We start from the raw sequence: 14377 nt of genomic DNA, 5'->3' as shown, positions 1-14377 counted from the left end.
CGCGTTAGGATGATCTGCCCACGACAAAAAACAGAAAGGGCAGATCATGCGCCACGTCACCATCCGCCACGCCGAGCCGCGTGACCTCGATGCCATCCACGCGATCTACAGCAGTCCCAAAGCCATGGCCGGGACCCTGCAGCTGCCCTATCCCTCACTCGCCCTGTGGCAAAAACGCCTGACCGAGATCCCGGCAGGCATGACCAATCTGGTGGCCGAACTCGATGGCCAGGTGGTCGGCCAGCTCTCACTGCAACAATGTCCGCAAGTCCGTCGCAAGCATGTCGGTACCATCGGCATGGGCGTGCACGACCGTTTTCAGGGACAAGGCATCGGCAGCCAGTTGCTCGCCGCCGCCGTCGATATGGCCGACAACTGGCTCAATCTGTCACGGCTGGAGCTGGAGGTGTACACCGACAACCAGGCGGCCATCGCGCTCTATCGCAAGTGCGGCTTCGTGATTGAGGGCGAGGCGGTTGAACACGCTTTCCGCAACGGCGAGCTGGTCAACAGCTACTTCATGGCACGCATCAAGGGACGCTAAATGCCCACGCTGCAGCTCCGCACCGTCAGGCCGGCCGACGCGGCCGACCTGGCGGCACTCTATGCCAGCGACGGCGTGCTGGCCGGTACGCTGCAACTGCCTCACGGCAGCGTCGAAGGCTGGCACCGGCGCCTGCAGGCCATCCCGCCCGCCATCCACATTCTGGTGGCGGAGCAGGCCGGGCAGGTCATCGGGCAGGTCATCGGTCAGGTCGTGCTGGAGGTTCAGGCCGCACCGCGACAGCACACCGGTATGCTGGTGCTGGCGGTGGCGCCCGCCTGGCAAGGACAGGGCATTGGCCGCCGCCTGCTGCAGGCCGCCATTGAGCTGGCCGATGAGACACTGGGACTGCGCCGCCTGGAGCTGGCGGTCAACGATGACAATCTGCCGGCCCTGGCGCTGTACCAGCAGTGCGGTTTTCAGTGCGAGGCCACGTGTCCGGGCTTTGCCTTCAGTCAGGGTCGGTATGTACAGGCCCTGCGCATGGCCCGGCGGCGTCCCGCCACACCATGAAATTGAAAATTGGCTTATATTTTCAAAAAAAACACGAAACTGATTCGCCGGATCCGCACTATGCCATCCTGCACGATCCAGTAATGATCTTCGTGGACCAATCTCCCTGATGCGAGGAAAAACCATGCACACCCTGGCCGACATTGTTCAGACCCGCCACGCCACCAAGGCCTTCGACCCGGCGCGCAAATTATCCGACGAGCAGGTCGCGCAGATCGAAACCCTGCTGCGCTTCAGCCCGTCCTCGATCAACTCGCAGCCCTGGCATTACGTGATTGCCTCGAGCGAGGAGGGCAAGGCGCGGCTGGCCAAGGCCGCCGAAGGCCCCTACAGCGCCAATTCGCCGAAAATCCGTCACGCGTCGCATGTGGTGCTGTTCTGCACCCGTGCCAGCATTCAGGACGACTATCTGGCCGAACTGCTGGATCAGGAAACCGTCGACGGCCGCGTACGCAGTGACGAATCGCGCGCCAATGCACAGCGTGCCCGAGCCTTCTATGTCGACATGCACCGTTTTGAGCGGCGCGATGCCCAGCACTGGATGGAAAAGCAGGTTTATCTGGCAGCCGGCACGCTGTTGCTCGGCGCCGGCATGCTGCAAATCGATGCCTGCCCGATCGAGGGCTTCGACCAGGCGGCCATGGATGCCGAGCTGGGCCTGCGCGCCCAGGGCCTGACCAGCAGCCTGATGATTGCGCTCGGCTACCGCAGCGACGACGACTTCAACGCCGCGCTGCCGAAGTCGCGTCTGCCGGCAGAGCGCATCATCACCCGCCTGTAAATGCGTGCCGAGGACCTGAATATCTTCGTACTGGCAGCCGACAACGGCAGTTTGTCGGCTGCGGCGCGTGCGCTGGACATTACCCCGGCGGTCGCCAGCGCGGCCATCAAGCGTCTGGAGCAGGATCTGGGGGCCCGTCTGCTGGCGCGCTCCACCCGCAGCCTGCGGCTGACACGCCAGGGTGAGCAGTACCTGCCTCATGCCCGTACGGCACTGGATGCCCTGCAGGCCGGACGCGACGGTCTGGCCCGCGAGCAACAGGCGATCGGCGGCAAGTTGACCTTGTCCGTGCCCTCGGATCTGGGGCGCCATCTGCTGAGCGATCTGTTGAATACCTTCCTGCAGCAGCACCCGGGGCTGCGTCTGCAGATCCGGCTCGGCGACCGCCTGAGCGACCTGTTCAAACAGCCGGTCGATCTGGCCATTCGTTACGGGCAGCCGGCCGACTCAACACTGGTGGCCGTGCCGCTGGCCGCGGACAACCGCCGCGTGCTGTGTGCCTCGGCCGAATTTTTGCGCCAGCATGGTCAGCCGGGAGAGCCCGCCGAGCTGCCCCGCTACAACTGTCTGCGCTTTGCACTGGATGATGTCACCCACCAGCAATGGACCTTCTGGCGCGACGGGCATGCCAGCAGCGTGCGCGTCAGTGGCGACCGCACTGCCGATGACGGCGAACAGGTGCGGCGCTGGGCGCTGCAAGGCCATGGCCTGGCCTACAAGTCACGGCTCGACGTGCTGGATGATCTGCGCAGCGGCCGCCTGCACACCGTCATGGATGACTGGCAGGGCGAGGCGGCACCGCTATACCTGCTATGCGCACACCGCATGATGCTGTCACCGGCCATCGACAGCCTGCGCCGTTTTCTTCAGCAGCACATCGCCGATTACCTGCAGGCGGGCTGACCCGCCCCTTGTCCGTTCAGTATTCAGAACCCGGCCAGCACGATCTTGCCGCGCGTGGCATTGCGCTCAATCTGCGCATGGGCACGCTTGAGATTGCTGGCATTGATGGTGCCGAAATGGCTGGCCAGCGTGGTTTTCAGGATACCGTCGTCCACCAGGGTAGCCACCCGCTCCAGCAGTGCATGCTGCCGAATCATATCGTCGGTCTGGTACATCGAGCGGGTAAACATCAGTTCCCAGTGCAGCGACACACTCTTGCGCTTGAGCTTGCGCACATCCAGCGACTCGGGATCATCAATCAGGGCCAGGCGTCCCTGCGGCCGGATCACCTCGACCATCTGGTCAAAATGCTGGTCTGACTGGTTCAGACCGGCAATGCAATCCACCTGCCCGATACCGAGCGCCTGCAACTGCGGCAGCCAGGGGCGATGATGATCAATGACATGGTGCGCGCCACGATCCCGCACCCACTCGGCGGTTTCCGCACGCGAGGCGGTACCGATGACGGTCAGCCCGGTCAGTTGGCGTGCCAGTTGGACCAGGATCGAACCGACCCCGCCGGCCGCTCCGATAATCAGCAGCACCTGACCGGTCGCCGCCGTCCCCTCGGCAATCTGCAATCGGTCAAACAACAGCTCCCAGGCGGTAATGGTGGTCAGGGGCAGAGCGGCCGCGGCGGCAAAATCCAGTGTTTGCGGCATGGGGCCGACCAGCCGTTCATCGACCAGCTGCAACTCGGCATTGCTGCCCGGGCGCAGCAGATCACCGGCATACCACACCCGTTCACCGGGGCGGAACAGGGTCACGTCAGCACCGACCGAGCGCACCACACCGGCGGCATCCCAGCCCAGCACACGGGGCTGACCGGTCGGCGGCGTGCTGCCGGCGCGCATTTTGACATCCACCGGATTGACCGAGACGGCATGGACTTCGACCAACAGATCATGTGCTCCCGGCACCGGCTCAGGCAGGGTGATGTCCAGCAGAGACGGCTCGGCCTCAATGGGCAAATTCTGGTAATAGGCAACGGCTTTCATGGCGTTTCTCTCGAGAGGGTCAGGAGGCTGCGCGTGAGCGGATCAAGGTCACGGCAGAGGGGTCTGTTGCCACAGCTTGCGCGCCGGAGGACGGGTGAACCAGTGGCTGGTGGGCAAGACAGTTTCTCTCTCAAAAGGAAAATCCCCATTCACTGGGCGGATGGGTAGAATTCATGACATTCCTGTAGAGAAAGGTTTGCCATGCAGCAATTTGCCCGCGACATCTATACCGAAGACGAAGACCGTGACGTCAACACGCTGAATAATCTGGGGCCGCTGACCCAGATGGCCGGTATCTGGCAAAGCCAGCGTGGCCTGGATGTCAAACCGGTGGCGGAAGGCGGGGAGAAGCAGGCCTATGTAGAGCGCATGGAACTGCAGCCAATCGACCCGCAGCCAAACGGCCCGCAACTGCTGTATGGCCTGCGTTATCACACCCATATCGTCAAACCGGGGGAAGTGGAGACCTATCACGACCAGGTAGGCTACTGGCTGTGGGAACCGGCGACCGGCACGGTGATGCACACGCTGACCATCCCGCGCGGCATGAGCGTGCTGGCGGTCGGCAAGGCCAGTGCCGATGCGCGCCAGTTCGAACTGGTGGCCACCAAGGGTGGCGCCGGCTGTGGCATCAGTTCCAGTGCCTTTCTGGAATATGCCTTCGATACTGTCGAGTTCCGCATTCAGGTGACGCTGCACGACGACGGCAGCTGGACCTATGACGAAGATACGGTGATGAAGATCATGGGCCGCGACGAGCTGTTCCATCACACCGACCGCAACCATCTGCAGAAAATCGGCGAGCCGACCCCCAACCCGCTGGCACTGGCCGAACGCTGAGAACCGTCATGCCCACCGCGCTGATTGCCGACGACGAGCCACGGTTGGCGGAAGACCTGCAGCGCCGGCTCGCGGCGCTGTGGCCGGATCTGCACATCGTGGCCATGGCCGCCAATGGCGTGGAAGCACTGGCCGCCATGGCGCAACACCAGCCGGACATTGCCTTTCTCGATATCCACATGCCCGGTCTGACCGGACTGCAGGTGGCGGCCACGGCGCGCGATTGCCGGGTGGTGTTCGTCACCGCCTACGACCAGTACGCGCTGGCCGCCTTCGAGGCGGCCGCCGTCGACTACCTGCTCAAGCCGGTCAGCGAGCTGCGGCTGGCGCAATGTGTCAGCCGGCTGCAACAACATGACCGCCCGCGCCCTGACTGGTCGCAGCTGGCGTCGGCCTTGCCCGCGGCGAATGATCAGGCCCTGCGCTGGCTGACCGTCGGCCAGGGCCAGACCACCCGGCTGGTGGCGGTGGACGAAGTGCTGTACTTCCGCGCCAGCGACAAATACACCGAAGTGATCACCGCGCATGAGTGTCACCTGATCCGCACGCCGCTGAAGGCGTTGCTGGCGCAATTGCCGTCCGGACGATTCAGCCAGATCCATCGTTCAGTGATCGTCTGTCTGGCAGCGGTCGAGCGTCTGGAGCGCGATGTCTTCGGCCGGGTGCTGCTGCACTTGAAGCAGCGCCCCGAGACCCTGCCGGTCAGCCGCGCCTATGTGGCACAGTTCCGCCAGATGTAGGCCTGCCGCCATTCATCGGCGCCGGCCACCGCTCATCCCCCCTGGCGGTCGCTTCATCCCATCGCCCTGCCGACAGGCGGCACGGACGGCAGACTGCAGACTCGATCCGAATCAAGGGGGCGTCCCATGCGACACACCACACTGAAGTCCGGCCTGCGCGAGCTGCTGGCCCACACCCTGCTGTTTTGCGGCATCGGCCTGGTGCTGACGCTGGCCGGCTGGCTGGGTGCGACCGATCTGCTGGCCCTGCTGCTGAGCCAGCCCGGCCGTCGCTGGCCGATCCTGCTGCTGACACTGATCCTGTCGCTGGCGATCTCCGGCTTTCTGATCTTTGCCCACCGCGCCGCAGCGGATCGCGCCAATCTGGCAGTCATGCAGCAGAAAGCGGCAACGGCACGCCAGGCGGAAATCGCATCCCAGCTGGCCATGCTGCAGGCGCAGATTGAACCGCACTTTCTGTTCAACACGCTGGCCAATGTGCAAAGCCTGATCGACCAGGATGCCGCAACCGCCAAGCAGATGCTGGCGCATCTCAACGATTACCTGCGCGCCACGCTGACGCGCACACGCCTGCCGCAGGGTACGCTGGGCGACGAGCTGACGGTAATCCGCCATCTGCTGTTCATCGCCGGCATCCGGCTCGGTGAGCGTCTGCAGTGGCAGATGGAAGTCGATCCGGGCCTGCTGACCCACCCGCTGCCGCCGCTATTGCTGCAACCGCTGGTGGAAAATGCCCTGAAGCATGGCATCGAACCCGCCCTGCTGGGCGGCCGTCTGCACATCCGTGCCGGTCACCTCGGTGACGAACTGGTGCTGACGGTCAGCGACAACGGCGTCGGCATGCCGCCGTCCGGGCACGGCCACGGTGTCGGACTGGCCAATGTCCGGCAGCGTCTGGACAGCCTGTATGGTGCCGCTGGCCGCCTGCGGCTGCAGCCCAATCCGGAAGGCGGTGTCTGTGCCGCACTTCACCTGCCCTGGCAGGGCGATCAAGCCGGCGACTCGCCCATCAGCCAGGCCTGACGCGCCGCCATCTCGGTGCGCAGATAATCCCATAGCGCCGCGATGCGGCGCAGCTGGCGCAACTCCTCGCGGCAACACAACCAGAAATGCCGTGTCACCTCGATCTGGTTCGGCAATACCGCCACCAGCCGCGGGTCCTGCTCGGCCATGAAGCAGGGCAGAATCGCCAGCGCCCGCCCCTGCAGCACGGCCTGATACTGGGCAATCACGCTGGTACTGCAAAAGCGCGGCTGAGCGCCGGGCAAGGTGCGCTCCAGATACAGCAGCTCATTGCTGAAGGCCAGATCATCCACATAGCCAATGGTGTCGTGCAGCCTGACATCCGCCGGCACCACGACAGGAGGATGGTCTTGCAGGTATTCGCGAGTGGCATACAGACGCAGCCGGTAATCACACAGCCTGACCGACACATACTGACCGCGCTCGGGACGTTCCAGCTGCACCGCCAGATCGGCTTCGCGCTTGGACAGGCTGACAAAGTGCGGCACTGGCAGCAGGTCGATGCTGATGGCCGGGTGACGCGCACTGAACGCGGCCAGCAGCGGTGCCAGCACATAGCTGCCAAAGCCTTCGGTAGCGCCGATGCGCACATTGCCGGCCAGCGAATCCGCGGCGCCGTGGAACTGCTCATGCGCTGCCTGCACCAGACTCTCCATGGCATCGGCACTGGCCAGCAGCTCACGCCCTTCCGCCGTGAGCAGAAACCCGCTGCTGCGCGACTTCTCGAATAACACCGTGCCCAGGGCCAGCTCCAGCTCACGAATGCGGCGAGCCACGGTGGTGTGATCGACCCCCAGACGGCGTGCCGCCCCGCTGGCAGTCTGACTGCGCGCTACCGCCAGGAAGAAGCGCAGATTGTCCCAGTCCAGCATGGCCGTGTGGCTTGTGGATTTTTGCATATCAGATGGGGTTATTTATCTATATGAGCTTGAAATTAGAGTAAATATACTGCGATCACAAGCCCCATCCGGAGACCCGTTGCATGAACCCCTATCCGCTGCAAGCCGGACCTTCCCGAGTCAAGTTGTTGATCAATGGCGAGTTTGTCGAGTCGCAAAGCCAGACATGGCGCGAAGTGGTCAATCCGGCGACTCAGCAGGTGCTGGCCCTGGTGCCCTTTGCCACCCGTGACGAAGTTGCGGCGGCCATCGCCGCTGCCCAGGCTGCATTTGCCGCATGGCGCAGTACGCCGATCAGCGCACGCATGCGCATTATGCTGAAGTTTCAGGAGCTGATCCGCTGTCATTTGCCGCGGATCGCGCGCACGCTGACGGCAGAGCAGGGCAAGACGCTGGCCGATGCGGAAGGAGATATCTTCCGCGGCCTGGAAGTGGTGGAACATGCCTGCTCGGTCGGTACCCTGCAATTGGGCGAATTTGCAGAAAATGTCGCCGGGGGTGTCGATACCTATACCCTGCGTCAGCCCATCGGGGTCTGCGCCGGCATCACCCCGTTCAACTTCCCCGCCATGATTCCGCTGTGGATGTTTCCCATGGCCATCGTCTGCGGCAACACCTTCGTGCTCAAGCCGTCGGAACAGGACCCGCTGTCCACCATGCTGCTGGTCGAACTGGCGCTGGAGGCCGGCATCCCCAGGGGGGTGCTCAATGTGGTGCATGGCGGTAAAGAGGTGGTCGATGCCCTGTGTACGCATGAGGCCATCAAGGCGGTGTCCTTCGTGGGCTCGACCGCGGTCGGCACCCATGTCCACCAACTGGCCAGCGAACACGGCAAGCGGGTGCAGTGCATGATGGGCGCGAAGAACCACGCCGTGGTGCTGCCGGACGCCCACCGCGAACAGACGGTGAACGCCCTGGTCGGCGCAGGGTTTGGTGCCGCCGGCCAGCGCTGCATGGCCACCTCGGTGGCGGTATTGGTCGGTCGGGCCGCCGAATGGCTGCCGGACATCATCGCCAAGACCAAAACGCTCAAGGTCAATGCCGGCCATGAGCCGGGTACCGATATCGGTCCGGTGGTGTCGCGTGCGGCCAAAGAACGCATTCTCGGCCTGATCGACAGCGGTGTGAAAGAAGGCGCCCGTTTGTTGCTGGATGGTCGTGATGTGCAGGTGCCGGGCTATGAGCAGGGTAACTTCATCGCCCCGACCCTGTTTGACAACGTCAGCAGCGAGATGACCCTCTACCGCGAAGAGATCTTTGGCCCGGTGCTGCTGGTCATGACGGTGGACACGCTTGACCAGGCGATTGAGCTGGTCAACCGCAATCCGTTCGGCAATGGCGTCGGGCTATTCACGCAAAGCGGCGCTGCCGCACGCAAGTTCCAGTCCGAAATCGATGTGGGCCAGGTGGGCATCAATGTGCCGATTCCGGTACCGCTGCCCTTCTTCAGCTTCACCGGTTCACGCGGCTCGAAGCTGGGCGACCTCGGTCCCTATGGCAAGCAGGTGGTGCAGTTTTACACCCAGACCAAGACCGTGACCGCGCGCTGGTTCGATGACGAGACCGTCAACGATGGCGTCAACACCACCATCCGTCTGCGCTAAGGAGCCTCAGCATGAAGATCGCCTTTATCGGCCTGGGTAATATGGGCGCCCCGATGGCACACAACCTGCTCAAGGCCGGCCATGCCCTGCAGGTGTTCGATCTGAATCCCGCTGCCCTGCGGGCGCTGCAGGCGGCCGGCGCACAGGTGGTCGCGTCACCGCGGGCGGCCGTAGCCGGGGTGGAATGCGTCATCACCATGCTGCCGGCGGCGGCGCACGTGCGCAGCGTATTGTGTGGCGAAGAGGGGGTGTTGTCGGCGGTGGCACCCGGCATTCCGCTGATCGATTGCAGTACGATCGACCCGGCGAGTGCTCAGGCCTTTGCCGACATGGCCGGTCATCAGGGCAACCCGTTTGCCGATGCCCCGGTCTCCGGCGGCACCGGGGGCGCAGCCGCCGGGACGCTCACCTTCATGGTCGGCGCCGGCGCCGCACTGTTCGAACAGATCCGGCCGCTGCTTGGCGCCATGGGCAAGCACATCGTGCACTGCGGGGCCGTGGGCATGGGACAGACCGCCAAGATCTGCAACAACCTGGTACTGGGGATTTCCATGGCCGCCGTGGCGGAGGCCATGGCACTGGGCGATGCCCTGGGCATCGACAGCAAGGTGCTGGCCGGGGTGATCAATACTTCCAGCGGACGCTGCTGGAGCTCGGAGACTTACAACCCGTTTCCGGGGGTCGTCGAGACCGCTCCGGCAGGGAGAGGCTACAGCGGAGGATTTGGCACCGATCTGATGCTGAAGGATCTGGGACTGGCCACGGAGGCCGCCCGCTCGGTGCATCAGCCAGCCTATATGGGCGCACTGGCTCAGCAGCTTTATCAGGCACTCAGCCAGCGGGGAGATGGCCGTCTGGACTTCTCGGCCATCATCAAACTGTATCAGGGCTAGGAAAAAGGCCAGGGTGCGCCTGTCATGCCGCCCCCTGGCCGCCACACCTCATCAGGCCAGCATGGCCGCCATGTCGGCGTCCACCGTCCCGATCTGACGCAGGCCGAAGCGCTCATTGAGCACACCCAGCAGCGTATCGTTGAGGAAGGCCGGCGCGGTCGGACCGACAGTGATGTTGCGTACCCCCAGCGACAGCAAGGTCAGCAGGATCACGATGGCCTTCTGTTCGAACCAGGACAGCACCAGGCTCAGCGGCAGGTCGTTGACACCACAGCCGAGTTTTTCCGCCAGCGTCACCGCCAGCATCACGGCCGAGTAGGCATCATTGCACTGACCGACATCCAGCAGGCGCGGCAGACCGTTGATGGTGCCGAAATCATGCCGGTTGAAGCGGTACTTGCCACAGGCCAGCGTCATCACCAGGCAGTCCTGCGGGACGGCACGGGCGAAGTCGGCAAAATAGCTGCGCTCCTGACGGCTGCCATCGCAACCTCCGATCAGGAAGACATGACGCAGCTGCTTGGCCGCCACCATGTCGATCACGGTATCGGCAGCCGACAACAGGGTCTGACGTCCGAAACCGACCGTGATCATTTCCGGCGTTTCGCTGGCGGCAAAGCCCGGCATGGCCTGTGCCTGAGCAATCACCGCGGAAAAATCTTCGCCATCCAGATGCTTCACCCCCGGCCAGCCGACAATGCTGCGGGTATAAATCCGGTCGGCATAGCGACCGACATTCGGATCAATGATGCAGTTGGAGGTCATGATGATCGGGCCCGGAAAGGCGGCGAACTCACGCTGCTGATTTTGCCAGGCGCTGCCGTAATTGCCGGCCAGATGCTTGAAGCGCTTGAGTTCCGGATAGGCGTGTGCCGGCAGCATTTCACCATTGGTATAGACCTGGATGCCGGTACCCTCGGTCTGCTGCAGCAGGGCGCGCAGGTCCTTCAGATCATGACCGGAAATCAGGATGGCCTTGCCGGCCACCGGCTTGACGTTGACCTGGGTCGGCACCGGATGACCGAACATGGCAGTTTCGCCGTCATCCAGCATGGCCATGATGCGGAAATTCAGCTGTCCGATCGACATGGCCAGCGCCAGCAGGCTTTCCACCTGGTCAGAAGGCTCGGCCAGCGCCGCCAGCATCTGATGAAAATCAGCGGCAATCGCGGCGTCCTGCCGCGCCAGCACGCGGGCATGCTCCATATAGGCGGCAGCCCCCTTCAGACCATACAGGCAGAGCAGCCGCAGGCCGTGCACTTCTTCGCTGACATCGAACAGATCGCGATCCAGTGCCCATTCAGTGGCCTGGTCCTGCAGGCCGGCCAGGGTATCCGCCGGCTGGATGGCCGCCTGTGGCAAGCTCAGGCTGATCTGCGCTTGCTGGGCGCGGCAGCGTGCGGCCAGGGCCTCACGCAATGTCACGGCCTCGCGGGTATAGGCAATGATGCGTTCGCTGTCGAAGTTGACATTGGTCAGCGTGGCGAACAAGGTGCGCGGCACGAAGGCATCCACGGCAGGATCAACGATGTCCAGAGTCCGGGCCTGCAGTGCCCAGGCCGACAAGCCTTGCAAAACGGCAACCAGCAAGTCCTGCTGATCCGAGGTTTCGGCGCTCTTGCCGCACATCCCCTGAGAAAAACTGCACCCTTTGCCGCCCGGCGACTGCATGGTTTGTTCGCACTGAATACAGAACATGACTCACTCCTTGTTTGGGATCGGAATGGGCCACAGTCTAGCCAGCGCGCCGGGGCCAAAGGGCACCGGCTCGACAACTTTTTGAAATGCTTGACGGCAATCAAGCCGATGGCAACGTCCTGGCTGAAGGCTGTGTTTTTTCAGTCAGACAGCGTCTCGTGGCTGGCCTCGGTGCCATGCTGCCAATAGCTCGACGCACGGATGCGCTGCTTGTCGATGCCTCTGGCCAGCAGGGTCTGGCGCGTCGCACGGACCGTGGCCAGTTCACCCGCCACCCAGATGAAACCCTCGCCCGGCGGCAGGGGCAAGCGGCGCAGCAATTGCTGCAGCGGGCTGTCGTCCGTGGCGTGATCCACGCCGGCCAGCCAGTGCTGCGTCACCTGGGCGACACTGGGCAAGACCAGCGGCTTGACCGGTGGTTCGACCATCAGCACGACATCGACACGCGCCTGTGCCGGCAGGTCTTCCAGCCGTCGGCTGATGGCCGGCATGGCGCTGCTGTCACCGATCAGCCAGTGCCAGTCGAAATGCGGGGGAATCAGCATCGAGCCACGCGGGCCGCCGAAGCCGAGTGTCTGGCCGATGCGGGCCTGAGCCGCCCAGCGGGTCGCCGGTCCGGCGCCGTGCAGCACGAACTCGATCTCCAGCTCGCCGCGCTCGGCATTGAAGCGACGCGGGGTATAGTCGCGGGCGATCGGTCGTTCCGCGCCGGCCACACGCAGCGGCTGACCATCCGCATCGAGCGACGGCAGGCGCGGCAGGGTTTCGCCAGGTGCCGGAAAGAAGACTTTTACGTGGTCGTCGAACCCGGGCGAGTCAAAACCGATCAGTTCCGGCCCGCGAAAGGTCACCCGTACGCGATGCTCGCCACGCGGATGAATTGCCACCACCTGGGCCAGACGCAGACGCAGGGGGTGACGTACACGATGGATTTGCAGATCCTCACGCATCGCTGACTCCCGGTTGTTCGATTTCGCGGATGGCCCGCTGCAGAATGGCGGCAATTCGACGCTGCTCATCCGCATCAGCCTCGGCCTTGAGAACCAGCAAGCGCTTGAGACCATGCCGCGCCGCCAGATACTCGGGCAACCAGCCGGACTCGTCGCCCTCGGCGCTTTCGCCCGCCATGGCACGCCGCATGGTTTCCATTTTCTTGCCCATGTACGCCAGGCTGGCCAGCATCAGTTCCGCCTGGTGTTTTTCCGCGGCCAGCTGTGACTGGCCGGCTGCCGAGACGCGGTACAGCTTGCGGTTGCCGGCGGCCTCCACTTCAACCAGACCGGTTTCTTCCAGATAGGTCAGCGCCGGGTACACCACGCCGGGGCTGGGGGTGTAATAACCTTTCGAGCGCTGCTCGACTTCCTTGATCAGCTCGTAGCCATGGCGCGGCTGTTCGGCCAGCAAGGACAGGAACATCAGTTGCAGGTCCCTGGCGCTGAATTTGCGTCCGCGCGTCAGTGCCTCGCTGTCGTGTGGCTCACCGCCATGATGGCGATGATGGCCATGGCGACCCATGGCATGACTGAGCAAGCGGCGCAGACCAGCACGGTGGCCATGATGACAAGTACGATGCGGCATGTTGCCTCCTGAAAAAACATCTTACGATATGTCGTAAGATATATATCTTGCGATATATTTGCAAGTTATTTTCAGGGGGACAGGGGGTGGGGCAAGGGCTTGACCGCCGCGAAGATGCGCGCCGCCGCCAGCATGCCGGCAGCCAGCAGGGCATCCAGGACAAAGTAGCCGGACGGCCCGAGCCAACTCATGAACAGGGAACACAGCAGCGGGCCAAGGGTGCCGCCCAGCGCATACAGCATCAGCAGCACGGCATTGGCTTCGACGCGCCGGTGTGGCGGCATGGCATCGTTCACGATGCCGCTGAGGGTGCTGTAGAACGTGAAGGCGATGCACACCAGCAGCATGTTCAGCGGCACCAGCAGCCAGGTCGACAGCAACTGGCTCAGCAGCAAGGCCACCACCAGTACGGCCAGCGCACTGCGTGACAACAGTTCGGCCCGGTTACCCTGATCCGCCCACTTGCCCATCGGCCACTGCAACAGGGGTGCCGACAGCAGGGCCAGCCCCATGATGTCGCCGACACGCTCCGGGGTGTGATGCAGCTGTGCCAGCAGCACCGGCATCATGGCGTAGAAACTACTGTTGAAGCAGCCCGCCACCAGGGCGCCAGCCCAGCCGAGCGGTGCGCGCCGGTTCAGTTGCAACAGGGCGCGCAGCGTCTGACGCCAGGCACTGTCGGCAACAGCTTCCTGCTGATCCGGCGGCTGCTCACGGGTCAGGGTGACCGGCACGATGGCCAGGGTAAACAGCATCGCCACCACGATGAATTGCCAGCCGGGCTGGCTGAACGGCAGGCGCAGCATCCACTGCCCGGCGCTGGCACCGAGGTAGGTAATGATCATGTACAGGGCAAACAGCTGGCCGCGCTGGGCATTGCTGACCCGGGCATTGAGCCAGCTTTCCACCACCATGAACACGCCACAGATCGACAGACCGTTACAGAAGCGGCTCAGCAGCCAGATCCACTGACCATGCAGCAGCGATTGCGCCAGCGCGACCAGACAGACCACCGCCGCCAGCACGGCAAAGGCACGGTGGTGGCCATAGACCCGTACCATGCCATTGAAGGCAAAGCCGCCAATAAAGAAGCCGGCGTAATAAGCAGACTGGATCACCCCGGCCATCGCCACCGGCACGCCATCGGCCAGCAGACCCAGCGAGGTCTGGGTATTGGCCAGCGAATTGCCGATCATCAGCAGGGCATAGCCCAGCAACAGGCTGGCGACACTGTGCATCAGGCTCGCTGTCGCGCCCGCTGCCGGCTGCTCGGCCTGTTCGCTCATGGTGTGCTCCAGTAAATGTTTTATTCACTTTCAATATG

General features: G+C 63.6%; 15 protein-coding genes. 9 read left to right on the top strand and 6 right to left on the bottom strand.

Annotated elements, in window-relative coordinates:
- Window positions 1–46: 46 nt before the first annotated feature.
- The 4 genes from JNO51_RS17020 to JNO51_RS17005 all read left to right on the top strand — a co-directional run bounded on the left by JNO51_RS17020 (window position 47) and on the right by JNO51_RS17005 (window position 2741).
- Complete coding sequence (locus JNO51_RS17020; RefSeq protein WP_215779718.1) at window positions 47–544, top strand: GNAT family N-acetyltransferase; 498 nt, start codon at window positions 47–49, stop codon at window positions 542–544.
- A complete protein-coding gene (locus JNO51_RS17015) occupies window positions 545–1057 on the top strand; it encodes a GNAT family N-acetyltransferase (protein WP_215779715.1) in 513 nt (170 codons plus the stop codon).
- A 124-nt stretch (window positions 1058–1181) separates the two neighbouring features.
- Window positions 1182–1838, top strand: coding sequence for an oxygen-insensitive NAD(P)H nitroreductase (gene nfsB / locus JNO51_RS17010; RefSeq protein WP_215779713.1), 657 nt, complete (start codon window positions 1182–1184; stop codon window positions 1836–1838).
- The gene (locus JNO51_RS17005; RefSeq protein ID WP_215779711.1) at window positions 1839–2741 is read left to right on the top strand and encodes a LysR family transcriptional regulator; all 903 of its coding nucleotides are present in this window, start codon (window positions 1839–1841) and stop codon (window positions 2739–2741) included.
- Window positions 2742–2764: 23 nt separating this feature from the next.
- Here JNO51_RS17005 and JNO51_RS17000 read toward each other — a convergent pair whose 3' ends face one another.
- Window positions 2765–3778, bottom strand: coding sequence for a zinc-binding alcohol dehydrogenase family protein (locus tag JNO51_RS17000; RefSeq protein WP_215779709.1), 1014 nt, complete (start codon window positions 3776–3778; stop codon window positions 2765–2767).
- 201 nt (window positions 3779–3979) lie between these two features.
- Between JNO51_RS17000 and JNO51_RS16995 the strand changes: the two genes are divergently transcribed.
- From JNO51_RS16995 to JNO51_RS16985, 3 genes are all read left to right on the top strand, one after another.
- Entirely contained in the window at window positions 3980–4618 is a 639-nt protein-coding gene (locus JNO51_RS16995; protein ID WP_215779707.1) for an FABP family protein, read from the top strand.
- 8 nt (window positions 4619–4626) lie between these two features.
- A complete protein-coding gene (locus JNO51_RS16990) occupies window positions 4627–5358 on the top strand; it encodes a LytTR family DNA-binding domain-containing protein (RefSeq protein WP_215779705.1) in 732 nt (243 codons plus the stop codon).
- A 126-nt stretch (window positions 5359–5484) separates the two neighbouring features.
- A complete protein-coding gene (locus JNO51_RS16985; RefSeq protein ID WP_215779703.1) occupies window positions 5485–6381 on the top strand; it encodes a sensor histidine kinase in 897 nt (298 codons plus the stop codon).
- Here the strand turns inward: JNO51_RS16985 and JNO51_RS16980 are convergent.
- Window positions 6348–7280: a LysR family transcriptional regulator gene (locus JNO51_RS16980; protein ID WP_215779701.1), complete on the bottom strand. Its 933-nt coding sequence runs from the start codon at window positions 7278–7280 to the stop codon at window positions 6348–6350. The two genes, JNO51_RS16985 and JNO51_RS16980, sit on opposite strands and share 34 nt — an antisense overlap.
- An 83-nt stretch (window positions 7281–7363) precedes the next feature.
- On the opposite strand from JNO51_RS16980, the gene JNO51_RS16975 reads away from it, so the two are divergent.
- Window positions 7364–8884: a CoA-acylating methylmalonate-semialdehyde dehydrogenase gene (locus JNO51_RS16975; protein ID WP_215779699.1), complete on the top strand. Its 1521-nt coding sequence runs from the start codon at window positions 7364–7366 to the stop codon at window positions 8882–8884.
- An 11-nt stretch (window positions 8885–8895) separates the two neighbouring features.
- A complete protein-coding gene (gene mmsB / locus JNO51_RS16970) occupies window positions 8896–9777 on the top strand; it encodes a 3-hydroxyisobutyrate dehydrogenase (RefSeq protein ID WP_215779697.1) in 882 nt (293 codons plus the stop codon).
- Window positions 9778–9828: 51 nt separating this feature from the next.
- Here mmsB and hcp read toward each other — a convergent pair whose 3' ends face one another.
- The 4 genes from hcp to JNO51_RS16950 form a co-directional block, all read right to left on the bottom strand.
- Window positions 9829–11475, bottom strand: a complete 1647-nt coding sequence (gene hcp / locus JNO51_RS16965; protein ID WP_215779683.1) for a hydroxylamine reductase — start codon at window positions 11473–11475, stop codon at window positions 9829–9831.
- Window positions 11476–11615: 140 nt separating this feature from the next.
- A complete protein-coding gene (locus JNO51_RS16960; protein ID WP_215779678.1) occupies window positions 11616–12425 on the bottom strand; it encodes a siderophore-interacting protein in 810 nt (269 codons plus the stop codon).
- Window positions 12418–13053, bottom strand: a complete 636-nt coding sequence (locus JNO51_RS16955) for a PadR family transcriptional regulator (RefSeq protein ID WP_215779675.1) — start codon at window positions 13051–13053, stop codon at window positions 12418–12420. Before JNO51_RS16955 ends, JNO51_RS16960 begins: the two co-directional genes overlap by 8 nt.
- Before the next feature lie 71 nt (window positions 13054–13124).
- Window positions 13125–14339, bottom strand: a complete 1215-nt coding sequence (locus JNO51_RS16950) for an MFS transporter (RefSeq protein WP_215779673.1) — start codon at window positions 14337–14339, stop codon at window positions 13125–13127.
- Between the last annotated feature and the right edge of the window lie 38 nt (window positions 14340–14377).

Source organism: Paludibacterium sp. B53371 (genome assembly GCF_018802765.1).
Lineage (GTDB): Bacteria > Pseudomonadota > Gammaproteobacteria > Burkholderiales > Chromobacteriaceae > Paludibacterium.
This window is presented reverse-complemented; position numbering and strand designations above follow the sequence as displayed.

Bases quoted from the DNA above. Each gene is read 5' to 3' on its own strand.
- JNO51_RS17020 (WP_215779718.1), top strand. From the start codon at position 47: ATGCGCCACGTCACCATCCGCCACGCCGAGCCGCGTGACCTCGATGCC.
- JNO51_RS17015 (WP_215779715.1), top strand. From the start codon at position 545: ATGCCCACGCTGCAGCTCCGCACCGTCAGGCCGGCCGACGCGGCCGAC.
- nfsB (WP_215779713.1), top strand. From the start codon at position 1,182: ATGCACACCCTGGCCGACATTGTTCAGACCCGCCACGCCACCAAGGCC.
- JNO51_RS17005 (WP_215779711.1), top strand. From the start codon at position 1,839: ATGCGTGCCGAGGACCTGAATATCTTCGTACTGGCAGCCGACAACGGC.
- JNO51_RS17000 (WP_215779709.1), bottom strand. From the start codon at position 3,778: ATGAAAGCCGTTGCCTATTACCAGAATTTGCCCATTGAGGCCGAGCCG.
- JNO51_RS16995 (WP_215779707.1), top strand. From the start codon at position 3,980: ATGCAGCAATTTGCCCGCGACATCTATACCGAAGACGAAGACCGTGAC.
- JNO51_RS16990 (WP_215779705.1), top strand. From the start codon at position 4,627: ATGCCCACCGCGCTGATTGCCGACGACGAGCCACGGTTGGCGGAAGAC.
- JNO51_RS16985 (WP_215779703.1), top strand. From the start codon at position 5,485: ATGCGACACACCACACTGAAGTCCGGCCTGCGCGAGCTGCTGGCCCAC.
- JNO51_RS16980 (WP_215779701.1), bottom strand. From the start codon at position 7,280: ATGCAAAAATCCACAAGCCACACGGCCATGCTGGACTGGGACAATCTG.
- JNO51_RS16975 (WP_215779699.1), top strand. From the start codon at position 7,364: ATGAACCCCTATCCGCTGCAAGCCGGACCTTCCCGAGTCAAGTTGTTG.
- mmsB (WP_215779697.1), top strand. From the start codon at position 8,896: ATGAAGATCGCCTTTATCGGCCTGGGTAATATGGGCGCCCCGATGGCA.
- hcp (WP_215779683.1), bottom strand. From the start codon at position 11,475: ATGTTCTGTATTCAGTGCGAACAAACCATGCAGTCGCCGGGCGGCAAA.
- JNO51_RS16960 (WP_215779678.1), bottom strand. From the start codon at position 12,425: ATGCGTGAGGATCTGCAAATCCATCGTGTACGTCACCCCCTGCGTCTG.
- JNO51_RS16955 (WP_215779675.1), bottom strand. From the start codon at position 13,053: ATGCCGCATCGTACTTGTCATCATGGCCACCGTGCTGGTCTGCGCCGC.
- JNO51_RS16950 (WP_215779673.1), bottom strand. From the start codon at position 14,339: ATGAGCGAACAGGCCGAGCAGCCGGCAGCGGGCGCGACAGCGAGCCTG.